Here is a 12,500-nt window from a genome sequence, read left to right as displayed (position 1 = left end):
ACTTTCTCCGTCCGATTCTAAAAATCTTCTCCTCCAAAAAACAAAAACCCGAATTTTAGTCGCATCCCGCTAACTTTTGGGGGTGCTCTTTTCCGAAAATAGTAGCAGAGATTCTTTTTTCTCCGAATACAATGGAGAATTAGGAACGAAAACCTATGAAAACTAAAATCCGTATTTTCGTAGTACTGATTTTATTTCTAAGTTTCGGTTTCTTCTTGAGAAGAAATCGGGATCTAGTCCGAAGTATATTCGAACCGGAACCTATTTCCGCATCGATTCGAGGAAATATCGTAAACCCCGGAGTTTATCGTCTTCATAGAGGGGATACTTTAGAGGACTTGGTTCGTGCGGCGGGAGGGTTTAAAAAACCTTCGACAAAAGAACAGGATCTTGACCGGGAAATCCTGGACGGACAGGCGATCGAACTGAAAGAATAATGTTACTATAGAAAGATGGCGGAAGACTACGACATGATCAAGGACGACAATTCACATGGAGAAGGTCGGGATCTCGGTATGGACGAATTACAATTCGACGATATAGACTCCATGCTTGCTTCCGAATCATCTTCAGAGCCGAGCGGCTTGGAGGATCTGAGCATAGATTCTTTGGAAAGTCTAGTCGCTAGTTCGGGGGAAGAATATCCGTCTAGTTTCGAAAACGATTTTTATTTTCATCCGGAAGAGATAGATTCCGGTTCCTCCGATCCAAGTTTGGAAGATCCTATGGATCTGGAGTTGACCGATCCTATTGTCGATGTGGAAATCGAAAAATTATTGGACATAGGGGATTTTGTTGATTCATCTACATCAAAAACTTCTAATTTAGAATCCGATGATTCCTTTTTTAATCCTGGCGATTCCGCTCCCGACGAGGGAATGGACTTTTCCGAACTGGACAATTATTTAACCGAGGAGTCTGACGAGATCGACTTCGGGGAAGAATCGGACGATATAGAGGAATTTGCTCTTTCCGATCATCAGGAAAAAGCGGAGAATATTTCTTCGCACGAAGACGACTTCTTGAACGAGGAGGAGCCGATTGCGTTATCCGAATCCGAACTCGAAGAGATCGTTTCTGAACCCCTTCCGGATTTTATCCTTAATTCAGAAGAAGAGAACATCGCCTTATCTGATTCGGAGTTGGACGGTATTTTGGAAGGAGAAGAATTTCCCGAAACGGATACTAGATTCGAGGCTCCTTTTGAGGAATCGGAAGAAGACGGTTCGATCGCGTTTTCCGGAAGTGAATTGGATGACATACTGAATACAACGACGGACGAGTCAGGTGCCCTTACAAACTCTGAGGCGGATGACGACGACTTGCCCGACTTTATCACACATACGGATTTTGACGAAAACGAAGAGCCTGTTGATTCTTCCTTGAGCTTTGAACCGGAAACAATTTCTTTCGAAGCGGAAGATGCGAACGAACCGATCGCGCTTTCCGAAGATGAACTTGGAAATCTACTTTCGTCTGAAAACGAAGAGCCTGTTGATTCTTCCTTGGGCTTTGAACCGGAAGCAATTTCTTTCGAAGCGGAAGATGAGAACGAACCGATCGCGCTTTCCGAAGATGAACTAGGAAATCTACTTTCGTCTGAAAACGAAGAGCCTGTTGATTCTTCCTTGGGCTTTGAACCGGAAGCAACTTCTTTCGAAGCGGAAGATGCGAACGAACCGATCGCGCTTTCGGACGAAGAATTGGGAAATCTACTTTCGTCTGAAAACGAAGAGCCTGTTGATTCTTCCTTGGGCTTTGAGCCGGAAACAACTTCTTTCGAAGCGGAAGATGCGAACGAACCGATCGCGCTTTCGGACGAAGAATTGGGAAATCTACTTTCGTCTGAAAACGAAGAGCCTGTTGATTCTTCCTTGGGCTTTGAACCGGAAACAATTTCTTTCGAAGCGGAAGATGAGAACGAACCGATCGCGCTTTCGGACGAAGAATTGGGAAATCTACTTTCGTCTGAAAACGAAGAGCCTGTTGATTCTTCCTTGGGCTTTGAACCGGAAACAATTTCTTTCGAAGCGGAAGATGAGAACGAACCGATCGCGCTTTCGGACGAAGAATTGGGAAATCTACTTTCGTCTGAAAACGAAGAGCCTGTTGATTCTTCCTTGGGCTTTGAACCGGAAGCAATTTCTTTCGAAGCGGAAGATGAGAACGAACCGATCGCGCTTTCCGAAGATGAACTAGGAAATCTACTTTCGTCTGAAAACGAAGAGCCTGTTGATTCTTCCTTGGGCTTTGAACCGGAAACAATTTCTTTCGAAGCGGAAGATGAGAACGAACCGATCGCGCTTTCCGAAGATGAACTAGGAAATCTACTTTCCGAAGATTCTGGTATGGAAACTTCGACAAAAACCGATGGATTTGAGGATCTGCTTGGTGACGGAGAATTACCGGAAGATACCGGGTCCATGTTCGAAGAGAACGAACCGTTTTCCCTTCCCGACTTAGGCGGACCGGATGAGTTCGGCCTTGAAGAAGAAACCCTGTCGGATTCTTCCACCGATTTTGAACCGAATGAGTCTTTTATGGAACCGGGGGGAGAGGATGAAGAAGCGATTGCCCTCTCCGAAGAGGAACTAGGAAATTTATTGTCTTCCGATGAAAAGGAAACTCCAAGTTCTTCCTTATTTGATGAAACTTCTTCGCAGGAAGAAGATTCGATTTCGTTGCCCGTGCGCGAATTAGATGCTATACCATCACCGCAAGAAGATTCCTTAGCTCTCGAAAATTTCGAACTTTCAACGGACGATTTCGATACCTTGCAAACACAAACCACAACTTCTTTCGAAGCGGAAGATACGAACGAACCGATTGCGCTTTCCGAAGATGAACTGGACCATATTCTTACGGATGACGAGGAGCCGAATGTTTCGGAAAATACTTTAGAAAAATTTCCGGGTTCCGAATTGGATTGGGACTCTCCCGTTTCCGAACAAACGGAGGAGGATGAGGGACCGATCGCACTTTCCGAAGATGAACTTGGAAACTTACTCGAGGATGCGCCCGCCACTATAAAAGAAGAGGATTTAAACGAGATTTTAGGAGAGCTGCCTCCTACTTCCGATTTGGACGCTTTTGATTCCATCGATGATAATGTTTCCAAGGAAAAAGTCCCTCCTCAGGTTGCCGCGACAGAGGATGGCTTAAACCAAGACGAAATGATAATCGTATTGGACGAATACGCGGACGAGGAAAAATCCTCTCCGATCGAAGAACTGCGTAAAACCCCGGATCAGGAGGAAAAGGAGGACGCTTCCGGAACTCCGTCCAAGGAAGAGATGAAACGCATCATGACTTATTTGGACGAATTGCTCGGAAATCTGCCCGACGATTTGATTCGGGAGTTTTCTCGTTCCGATTATTTCGAACTTTATAAAAAACTAATGAAGCAGATCGGCGTATAACCGATGGGATTACTTGAGCGGGTCAGTAAGTTAGTTCGATCGGATTCGTCCAGAGTATCTTCTGCGACTTCTTCGAGCCGAGAAAAGAAATCCTTGCTTAAAAAATCAGAATCCTTTCAGCGCAAACAGGGTTTTTTACAAAAGGCCCTTGGCATGAGAAAAGAAATCGAAAAAAAGGAAACTTTCTCTTCCGCTTCGTCCCAACCGTTTACAGATCCTTCCGTTCAGTCGAAAACTTTTTCGGAAGAATCCGCTGATTCCGAATACAATCCTCAGTCTGATCTGTCCCATTCCGAAGAATTTTCTCTTCCGGAATTGAGCGGGGATACGTACGAGAAAAAAACTCAAAACGAATTTTCGGATTTCGACTTCGATTCTGGTATTTCCGGAAGCGAAGACTCGTTTCCGGATCTTTCGGAGGAATTTTCCGCTTCGGAAGAAATTCATACGGATGAAACTCCCAGTGCTGAATTTGCGGTTTCGAACGAAGTCGGCGATGACATTTCCTTCGACGATCTTTTCGAGGATACAAGTCCTGAACATTCTGCAGCGGATATGGAATCCGCAACTGAAGCGGATTCGGAAGAAATCGACGCAAAAGACTTGGGTGAGGAAAAAAAGCAAAAAGCTCCGAACTTAGATGATAGCATAACGTCTATAAAAGAGGATCCGTTCGAAGATTGGGTTAAGGAAGCGGAACGGGAAGCGCATCGAACCCCTCCTAAAAAAGATCCGAACGTGTCTGCTTCCGAAAAGTCGGAATTTTTATTCGACGACGATTCTAATTTCACAACGTCCCCGATCGATCTGCAAATTGCTTCCCGAAAAAAATTGGAGAATTATATTTCTATTTTCGAGATAAGTAAGGAGATCGGAGTTTCCACTGACTTCGCGAACTTTTTCGAAAATCTATTATTTTCTATTATGGGTCAGATCGGCTCCGAATCGATCGGTATCTTTTCTTCCAAAAATGGAAGTCAGGATTTTTTCCGTTTAGAAGACTATCAGGGAGAAAACTTCAACCAAGAATGGACTATCTCTTCAGAAGAGGAGATCTATCACGCGGTACATAACGCGGGATCTGTGCTTTATGCGAAAGAACTTCTCAAACCTACGCTTCCGGCCAAAGAACGGGAAATCATCGAACAATCCGAAGCCGAACTTCTTGTTCCGATCCGAACAGTGGATGAATTTTTCGGAATCATTTGTCTGAGTAAGACGATCAGCGGAGAGGATTACACGATTGAGGATCTTGAATTTTTAAAGATCGTAGGAGAGATTGCCGGTTCCGTATACAAAAGAATCTGCGATACCGAATTGCTTCACCAGGAAAATCAGATTTTAAAAGAGGCGGTCCGAACCAACGAACTCATCATTTCGCTCGCGAGAGATTTTGCTTCCGTGCGTAGCATGGATGAGGCTTACGATAAATTGTTTTCCGCCTTTCAACGGGAGTTAAAAATTCGTCGTGCCACGTTTATGATTTTGGACGGACATACCAAGAGCGAATTCCGAGTATTCGCTTCCAACTTACTCACTCCGGAACATGTGGGAAGTTTCAGGTTGCCTTTGGAGAGTTCGATCGTGGGAATTGTTTCCAACATTCCGGGAGTATTTCGGATCGAAAATTTTAGAAAACATCCCGAGTTAGTACAGAAATTATCGAATGATGAACTTGGACTCATGTCCGATTTTATAGTGATTCCTTTTATCAATTTGCATTGGCTCGTGGGAATGTGGATCGTCCATGAAACGGAAGTTCCTTGGACTGATTCGGATCGCGAGACTGCGGTCGGAATCTCCGAGGTACTTGCCCCCGTATTTTCCAACTTATTGCTTGTGCAGGAACGGGATTCTGTATTTAAAGATCCGTTCAGTCCTGTCGAAGAAAAAATCGATGAGATGATTCTTAAGTCTACTAGGCTAAAAAGTTGCTTCAGTCTGACTATATTCAAAGTTCAGAATATATTTAGAATGGTGAAACTGAAAGGATCCGGTTTTTTCGTGAATTATAGCGAGGAATTGAGAAAGGCAATTCAGGATAATCTGTCCGAAGCAGATTTTCACTATCGGGTCGGGCAGGGAAAATATGCCGTTATTTTGGACGGAAAGGATAGGGAAGAGACCCAGGTTCTCATACGCAAAATCAAAAATCGCCTCAGCGAGACGGATCGTAAGTCGAAAGACTTTCAAACTTCGGTCATTCAACACACTCTTTGTTATCCAGCGGATACGAAAGAAAAGGAAAGAATTCTCGAACTTCTCGAAGAATCCTAGATCGATTGAATGTTGTTCAATTCTCTGAGTTTCCTTCTCTTTTTTATCGCTTTTTGTCTCATCTACTTTCGCCTCGGATTAACGGGACAGAACCGGCTCTTATTTTTCGGAGGTCTGTTTTTTTACGGGTTTTGGAAGCCGGAGATGGTTCTACTTTTGCTCGTTTGTATTTCCTTCAATTTTGCCGGAGGAATTTGGCTCGGTCGTTCGTCAAAACATCGTCAAAAAAGAATTTTCGTCTTTTTGATCGTTTTAAATCTGGGAATACTGATCTTCTTCAAGTATATTCTGTTTTTATTAAGTATTTGGAACGATACGTTGGGGGTTTTGTTTTCGTTTTCGGTTCTTACCTTTCCTGAAATTCTTTTACCCGTTGGGATTTCGTTTTATACGTTTCATAATATAAGCTATCTTTCGGATATTCGATCCGGAAAAATAAGGCCCTGTTCTAATTTCATTCGTTTCGGAGTTTACGATTTATTTTTTCCGTTGTTGCTTGCCGGGCCGATCGAAAGACCGGATTCTTTGTTGCCCCAAATTGAAACGGAGCGCGTAGCCTCGGACGATGGATTTATTTCCGGTGCGGTCCTATTTTTTTGGGGAATTTTTAAAAAGGTATTTATCGGGGATCATCTTTTGTTGTTTACCGAAAAGGCGATGGAGCCTGGAATTCAACTTCCTTCGGGCATGGTTCTTTGGATTGCTTTTTCTTTTGCGTTTCAAGTCTATGCCGACTTTAGCGGATATACGGATGCAGCTCGAGGGCTTGCGAAAATATTGGGTTTTAGACTTTCCCTGAATTTTAATTTTCCATTCATTTCGTCGAGCCCGTCCGAATTTTGGAAACGGTGGCACATTTCCCTTTCGACATGGCTTAGGGATTATCTTTATATTCCTCTCGGGGGAAATCGGATTTCTTTATTTCGTCAAAATTTGAATCTGATGATGGTCTGGATCTTGGGAGGACTTTGGCATGGAGCCACGTACGGATATTTGGTATGGGGATTTTACTGCGGTATGCAGGTGGTCGTTTACAATTTGATGCAAAAATACGTCTTATTATTGATTCCCAGGAATATTCAAATATTTAAATATTTGATAAAACTAATGGGTATTTCGTGTACGTTCTGGATGTTTGCGCTTGGGCTGCTTTTGTTCCAGGTGCATTCTCCCGGCGAACTCTGGAAATTGATTTTGAATGCGACCGCGGGATTTTATTGGAATCCGGTGTTTGGGGCCAAGTTGTTTTTTCTTTTGTTGCCGTTGATTGTGGTGGAATTTTGGATGATCGCTTTGGGAGGAACGGATTCATTTTTAGAGAAAATAGTTTTGAGTCCGCTACGGTGGGGTTCGTTGTCATTTGGGATTGGAATTTTATTTTGTCTTTTCGGCATTTTTGAAAAAAAGGAATTCTTCTACTTTCAGTTTTAAAACGTATTCTAACCGAGAATCATTTCAACGGAATATAATGTAATGCGAGGTGTTTTAAAAAAATTGAACGTCGAATTTCATTCAAATCTAAAGCGTATTCCGAATCACAGAAGAAATAGAATCTTGGGTGCGATCGTTTGTCTCGTTCTTTTGGCTTCGTTTCAATTTTTTTTGTTTCCGTTCTTGGTTCCTTTTCAGGAGAAAAATTCTTTTCTTTACGATCGTTTGTCCAAGATGGATTCCTCCCTTTATACGGAATCCGAATCTGCTCGATCTCAGAAACTCGCTCCCATTTTGTTCTTAGGAGACAGTCAGATTCTTTCCGGAATTCATCCTAAGGAATTAGAAAAAAGATTGGGTCTCCCGATTTGGTTTTTACCGAGACCTTCCGAGCAACCGGAGGGGATGTTTTTACGTTGGAAGGAATACGAACGGAAAATCGGAATCAAACCCTCCTTGGTGATCGTAAACGGGTCGGTGTTTTCTCTTTCGGACATGGACGTTGCTCAGGCTCATCGAAGTCTTGTGTTGAATTATGATTCGTTTCATATGGAAATCTTTACAGAAATCTTTCTTGGGGATTTTTATTTGAAAAATTTTTCCATTGGCACGTATTATCTTTTGGGAAGAATTTTTCCATTTTTACGTCTCAATGCTTCCGTTTCGACTACTTTCAAAATTATAGGCGAAGGGGACGAATTCAGTTATTCCGAAAAGAACTTGGAAAAATTGCTCCTCGGAAATCCTATCGAAAAATGGAAGTCTAATTTAGATCGGAACTTGTTTCTGGAAGTTGAATATTCGAAAAATAATGGATACTTAGATTGGGGAAAACAATCTTCTTATGACGGAATTTGCGTCCCGAATGAGAATTTAATTCCCCTTCCTCAGAATGCGGAAGCTGCTTTGCAAAAGACGCGAAAATCTTCTCTAAAAGCCTGGAGGAAATTGTTTTCCTACTTAAAGACGAATAACGTTCCCGTCTTTGCCGTTTCTTTGCCGTTTCGTCCCGATTTCGACAAAAAACTTTCTTCGCTTCCGCAGATGTCTATTTGGGAATCGGTTCTTATGGAAGAAAGAATTCCTTATTGGAAAGCCAAAGCGCATTTTTTCGAACCGAGAGATTTCGGAGATTATACTCATTTGAATACTTGCGGAATGCGTAAGTTGGTTCCGGTTTTAGCGGAAAAGATTTTAGAACAAGATTCAATACGATCGGTACTGAAACGGTGAATTGTCCTGAAAGCGAACCTGTCTTTTTCGACTTGTTCCGTCTTTTGGGGAAGGATGACTTAGTGTCGATAACTTTTTGATCGAGGTCTATTTTTTATGGGATAAATAGACGAGTTCGACTTTTTAGATTCTTGCTGTCGGAATGAAAGATTCTTTCGTTTTTATGGAAAGATTGGACAATTCTGCCTCTTCAGGTTTTGATTCGGTTTTGCGATCTACGGTTCTGTAAAAAAGAACGAAAGTGAAAACGATAAATGTTAGAGAAACGATTTTAAAAAATAATATCATAAAATTATTATGTATTTTTCGGAAGGTTTTACAGCCTATTTTAACGTTTTTAAAAAGTTCTTCGCCTAACAACGAGCCATCTTTTTTTTATTTCCGATTTTTCCCATTTTACGCATTTTTAGGATGTATTCGGTAGCTTCTGGAACTTTGCAGGCCGTTTTACCCATCATCACTTCTACTTTGCCGATTTTTTTTGCAGTCTGTAGGGCCTCCTCGCCAAGTTCCGGATAAAAACCTCCTACCGCGATGACAAAGCCGTTCATACAGTATTTCACTCGGTTCTGAGATTTATGAATTTTGGATTCTACTCTTTTGAGTAACTTGGAAATTTCTTTCGATTCGATTTGATGGTTGGGAACGATTGACAACAAACTGGAAAACGTGCTCCATCCAGAAGAAGAGACACTTTCCTTTTCGGATTCGATCCATTCTCTCGCGAGCTCCCAGCCGTATTTGCTTTCCGCCGCGACCCATGCCACGGTGCATTCGCTGATCATCGGAGAAGCTGCATTCTTGACCCAAAACTGTAGATCTTTTTTTTGGATTTGTTTTTCGTCGGCTACGAGTCCCGCGAGATACATTGCGTCCGCATTTCCCGTTTTATAAAGTTCCAGGGAAATTTCGTTGTTCTTTTTGATTTTCTTTTGGATCTTTTTTAAGTCTCCCACTTTGACTCCGAAGAGCGGTTCCTTTGCTCCGTGATTGACGAATATTTTTTTGATAGTTGGTGTTCCCATTTTTTCCAATTCTATCATGATTTGTTTTAAGTCCATATTATAAAATCCTACTTTTTGAATGTTATTTTCGCGTTTGGAAATCGCCTCGAAACCTCTAAAATGAGTTTTTCCAAAATATAGTTTTAAAAACATTTGTAGTATGTTCGTTGTAATTGTCAACGATTCCCGGATCGACCAAGATTTCATTTAGGTTTTCTTTTTAAAATGGCGCTGTTCTCTGAACTCGGGGGAAGTCCAACTTTCGATTGTTTTAAATAAGCTCTTGATCAAGCCGTTTTTCTTTACAGCAATGTTCGGCTTTGTCGGTATTTGTGGTTTTTAACTCCTCATTTTGTTCATCAAGCGGCTTGGTTTCTGTAAATCTGATTTTAGGACTTTACATTTGTGAAATGTGGGAACTCATACGTTTCATGTCGCTCGTTTGTTCTCTAAACTGTAGGGGCAACTGATTTTCGCAAAAAACACGGCTTTCAAAATCCGAACTTTTTCAAAAAACCGTTTCTCATTCGGTTTTTTTCTTTAAGAAGTCTTTCATTATTTCCCAAGGCGGAAACAAATAGCGGATCAACAAGACCACAAACAAAGACGGGAATGTTAGAAGAAAATAATATTCGATCGTCCATTTCAGTACGACTTGGGTTTGATGTGGAAAACTGATCTCATCCGAAATTTTATTTTCGTATAACGCAAGTAAGACGGTGCAAAATTCATATTTACTTTTACTGTTATAAAAAAATTATCGAATAACAAAATCGCGACGGAAGTCGAGTGTGAATTTTTCGGTATGATCCTCTCGTTTACGGTTAATTCTCTGTATGTGCTTCGATTAGAACTGTAAGTTTCGCATAAGGTTCCGAGTAATGGAATCTTTTTTGAGACACATTCGGTAATCGCGGTTGAAAACATATTTTCCTATTATTTTCATCGACAAATAATTTTTCTATCGCAGCCGTAAATTATAATACGGTTTCAGAGAGGATTCTATGTTATTTCCAGAACTCCCACCAACGCCGGTTTTTATTTGAAACCCATTTTTTGTACCGCTTATCGATAACGCGCGATATTTTTGAATATGCGTCCCAAGTAAATGGAAGGTGATAAAGTGTCGATATGTCCTCTTCACCTATAAGAACCTTATCATAGTCGTCAAGATATTCGCCTGAATAGTAAAAGTGTGTAAATTTATTTCCTTGATCCGTTAGCATATCATCGCTTAAACAACCATCGAATAATTCTTCGTAAATGGTGACCGGAGTTACTTCGCGTGCTTTGAGTTGTTGAAATGCCTCTTTGAGCATAAGTTCCACGCTAAATACAGAATTTTGGACACTCTATTATGTAGAGATGAGTAAGACGCAGGACTCATCAGCTTGCTTATTCTGATAAAGTAGAATGAAGCATTGGGACACGTTGTGAAGTTCGTTTCAGAAACCAAATTTTTACCAATGAAAAATATGCCTTTTGATTGCAAAAAAACGGATAAACGGTAATCATTGCCGTTTCAATCGGATTATTAAACGGACATTCTCGAAAATGTTCGAGGAATTCTATCAGAACTCGTGAATATTTTTTGGAGAATATTTAAATGTTAAAGATTGTTTGTTTTTTAATTACGTTCTTGTCGATCCTTCCTTTGAATGCGGAAGAAATAGATTTCGTAAATAAGATCATTCTGAAAATTACGGATTCCTCTACTCCGAAAGAAGGAGATAAGATACAATTCGAAGTTCTTTCTTATAATCACGGAGTATCTATGCCTCTTATGACAAAAGGGCCTAGTTACCGACCGGTTTATCAAGATTATACGGTGACAAAGTATTTAGATTTATATTCCGCATATTTGTTGGAAAAATGCGCGCGCGGAGGAGTGATTCCGGAAATACTCTTAACCTATTATCAAAAAAGCAATGACGGATCGTCCATATACAAAGCTTTGGAAGTTCAGATGCTCAATGCAATTGTCACGAGTGTCAGCGTAGGGGCCGGAGGAGATCGTCCTTTGGAAACGATAACCTTCACTTTTGATTCTATTCGATACTCGGTTACGATGCCTTCTTCCGCAGGAAAATTGGAGACGAGAACATTCTTAGGCAAAGTTCCGAAAAATTAGAAATCGATACTTCGGTCCGCTTACGCTTGTTTCCGCAAGCGTAAAAAGACATTAAGTTTTCTTAATTAAGTATTTTCCTAAGATCTACTTCTTTACAATTCGACACTTGAAGATATTTTGGGAAGGTTTGATCTTTAGCACGCTCATTGAGGAAGGTTTCAAAGATACCTTTAAATTCCACTATGTAGTCCAACTCATAAAATCGCCTTTCTATTCCACGGGAAAAAGAAAAGTCGTTTTTCCAATTGATTCTTACTCTAACTTGCAAATTGGGTTTTAAGTTGGCTATTTGAAAGCGCTGCCTTTTAGGAACGCCGATATTTTTCCCGTTAAAATATAACTTTAGCTCATTCGAATTTATTTTCTCAAATTCAAAAATATCAAACTTAAATTTATTCGCTTTCGAATCATTGAATGTAATTTCGTCTCTATCGTCGTAAAGACTATTCTCGGAAATCTTCGTGGATGGATTATAATCCAAAATAACTAAAAAGTCTGAATCGGAGAAGGACTTGTTGTTGCTGAGATCCGAGCCGAAATAATGGATAGATTGATTTTCTATCTTAGCAGTTGTGGACTCGAGACGATCCGGCCATGTTACAATGGGTCTATTTTGAAAACCGCGATCGCCTTTAGATAGAATCAGCCGACTTTTAAATATTTGGATTACTGCTTTCGGTCTCAATTGATTCCTCTTTTGACTTTGTAAGAGATTTTATAGGAGTCTGTTCTAAAACTTTACAAAGCACTTTTTGTCTTTAATTCCCCGTTACAAATTCCACCGAATAACCGAAGGTTTCTTCGAACGCGGATTTTTGTTCTTCCGCGGCCCAGATTTCCAAAGAAGGATCGTATCCCTTATCCGATTTTAAAACGAAATGGATCAGATTCTTTTCGATCTTGCAAGTTACGGAAAGGACGAGTCCGCCTCGATTTCGGTTTAACGCGGAGCTGATTCTAAGGATCGCCGAAAGTTGAGAGACCAAGGTCCGGTTTTTTTCCGCG

Annotated in this window: 12 protein-coding genes and 1 pseudogene (2 of these 13 cut by a window edge); 8 read left to right on the top strand and 5 right to left on the bottom strand. The window is 41.0% G+C overall.

The genetic code is table 11. The features are described 5' to 3' along the window. The 6 genes from atpC to FHG67_RS14465 all read left to right on the top strand — a co-directional run. Nucleotides 1-73, top strand: the 3' portion of a protein-coding gene (atpC, locus tag FHG67_RS14490) for an ATP synthase F1 subunit epsilon (RefSeq protein ID WP_004498772.1). The gene continues 311 nt to the left of window position 1, outside the view; 73 of the gene's 384 nt are visible here — the last part of the coding sequence; its start codon lies beyond the left edge, outside the window; the stop codon is at nucleotides 71-73. A gap of 82 nt (nucleotides 74-155) precedes the next feature. Beyond that, nucleotides 156-437, top strand: coding sequence for an SLBB domain-containing protein (locus FHG67_RS14485; RefSeq protein ID WP_002632910.1), 282 nt, complete (start codon nucleotides 156-158; stop codon nucleotides 435-437). Nucleotides 438-470: 33 nt separating this feature from the next. Next, nucleotides 471-3,419: a midas domain-containing protein gene (locus FHG67_RS14480; RefSeq protein ID WP_142499924.1), complete on the top strand. Its 2,949-nt coding sequence runs from the start codon at nucleotides 471-473 to the stop codon at nucleotides 3,417-3,419. Nucleotides 3,420-3,422: 3 nt separating this feature from the next. Further along, on the top strand, nucleotides 3,423-5,696 hold the full coding sequence (locus FHG67_RS14475; RefSeq protein ID WP_004498729.1) for a GAF domain-containing protein: 2,274 nt from the start codon (nucleotides 3,423-3,425) through the stop codon (nucleotides 5,694-5,696). A 9-nt stretch (nucleotides 5,697-5,705) separates the two neighbouring features. Continuing rightward, complete coding sequence (locus FHG67_RS14470) at nucleotides 5,706-7,127, top strand: MBOAT family O-acyltransferase (protein ID WP_004494839.1); 1,422 nt, start codon at nucleotides 5,706-5,708, stop codon at nucleotides 7,125-7,127. A 42-nt stretch (nucleotides 7,128-7,169) separates the two neighbouring features. After that, nucleotides 7,170-8,360, top strand: a complete 1,191-nt coding sequence (locus FHG67_RS14465) for a hypothetical protein (protein WP_004494772.1) — start codon at nucleotides 7,170-7,172, stop codon at nucleotides 8,358-8,360. 123 nt (nucleotides 8,361-8,483) lie between these two features. Here the strand turns inward: FHG67_RS14465 and FHG67_RS14460 are convergent, their stop codons facing one another. Together FHG67_RS14460 and FHG67_RS14455 are read right to left on the bottom strand one after the other, a co-directional pair. Continuing rightward, the gene (locus tag FHG67_RS14460) at nucleotides 8,484-8,648 is read right to left on the bottom strand and encodes a hypothetical protein (RefSeq protein ID WP_002632832.1); all 165 of its coding nucleotides are present in this window, start codon (nucleotides 8,646-8,648) and stop codon (nucleotides 8,484-8,486) included. Between the two features lie 65 nt (nucleotides 8,649-8,713). Continuing rightward, entirely contained in the window at nucleotides 8,714-9,421 is a 708-nt protein-coding gene (locus FHG67_RS14455; protein ID WP_036059267.1) for a DNA alkylation repair protein, read from the bottom strand. Between the two features lie 225 nt (nucleotides 9,422-9,646). Between FHG67_RS14455 and FHG67_RS22725 the strand changes: the two are divergent. After that, a pseudogene (locus FHG67_RS22725) lies at nucleotides 9,647-9,745 on the top strand (integrase core domain-containing protein); the annotation flags it as partial. Nucleotides 9,746-10,371: 626 nt separating this feature from the next. Here FHG67_RS22725 and FHG67_RS14440 read toward each other — a convergent pair. Continuing rightward, a complete protein-coding gene (locus FHG67_RS14440; protein ID WP_232616630.1) occupies nucleotides 10,372-10,683 on the bottom strand; it encodes a DUF7832 domain-containing protein in 312 nt (103 codons plus the stop codon). A gap of 287 nt (nucleotides 10,684-10,970) precedes the next feature. Here FHG67_RS14440 and FHG67_RS14435 point away from each other — a divergent pair, with 287 nt between their 5' ends. Further along, nucleotides 10,971-11,495, top strand: coding sequence for an Hcp family type VI secretion system effector (locus FHG67_RS14435; RefSeq protein ID WP_004494841.1), 525 nt, complete (start codon nucleotides 10,971-10,973; stop codon nucleotides 11,493-11,495). A gap of 61 nt (nucleotides 11,496-11,556) precedes the next feature. Here FHG67_RS14435 and FHG67_RS14430 read toward each other — a convergent pair whose 3' ends face one another. Continuing rightward, nucleotides 11,557-12,180: a hypothetical protein gene (locus FHG67_RS14430; RefSeq protein ID WP_002632858.1), complete on the bottom strand. Its 624-nt coding sequence runs from the start codon at nucleotides 12,178-12,180 to the stop codon at nucleotides 11,557-11,559. A 73-nt stretch (nucleotides 12,181-12,253) separates the two neighbouring features. Beyond that, on the bottom strand, nucleotides 12,254-12,500 hold the final stretch of the coding sequence (locus tag FHG67_RS14425; RefSeq protein WP_004501001.1) for a Ppx/GppA phosphatase family protein. Its footprint extends 1,316 nt past the window's final position; only the last 247 of its 1,563 coding nucleotides appear in the window; its start codon lies beyond the right edge, outside the window — the gene reads right to left on this strand; it ends in the stop codon at nucleotides 12,254-12,256.

The organism is Leptospira weilii (genome assembly GCF_006874765.1).
In the GTDB taxonomy this organism is placed as follows: domain Bacteria; phylum Spirochaetota; class Leptospiria; order Leptospirales; family Leptospiraceae; genus Leptospira; species Leptospira weilii.
The sequence above is the reverse complement of the archived record's forward strand: the minus strand, read 5'-3'. Positions and strand labels throughout refer to the sequence as shown.

Bases quoted from the DNA above. Each gene is read 5' to 3' on its own strand.
- FHG67_RS14470 (WP_004494839.1), top strand. From the start codon at position 5,706: ATGTTGTTCAATTCTCTGAGTTTCCTTCTCTTTTTTATCGCTTTTTGT.
- FHG67_RS14440 (WP_232616630.1), bottom strand. From the start codon at position 10,683: ATGCTCAAAGAGGCATTTCAACAACTCAAAGCACGCGAAGTAACTCCG.
- FHG67_RS14455 (WP_036059267.1), bottom strand. From the start codon at position 9,421: ATGGACTTAAAACAAATCATGATAGAATTGGAAAAAATGGGAACACCA.
- FHG67_RS14475 (WP_004498729.1), top strand. From the start codon at position 3,423: ATGGGATTACTTGAGCGGGTCAGTAAGTTAGTTCGATCGGATTCGTCC.
- FHG67_RS14460 (WP_002632832.1), bottom strand. From the start codon at position 8,648: ATGATATTATTTTTTAAAATCGTTTCTCTAACATTTATCGTTTTCACT.
- FHG67_RS14480 (WP_142499924.1), top strand. From the start codon at position 471: ATGATCAAGGACGACAATTCACATGGAGAAGGTCGGGATCTCGGTATG.
- FHG67_RS14435 (WP_004494841.1), top strand. From the start codon at position 10,971: ATGTTAAAGATTGTTTGTTTTTTAATTACGTTCTTGTCGATCCTTCCT.
- FHG67_RS14465 (WP_004494772.1), top strand. From the start codon at position 7,170: ATGCGAGGTGTTTTAAAAAAATTGAACGTCGAATTTCATTCAAATCTA.
- FHG67_RS14485 (WP_002632910.1), top strand. From the start codon at position 156: ATGAAAACTAAAATCCGTATTTTCGTAGTACTGATTTTATTTCTAAGT.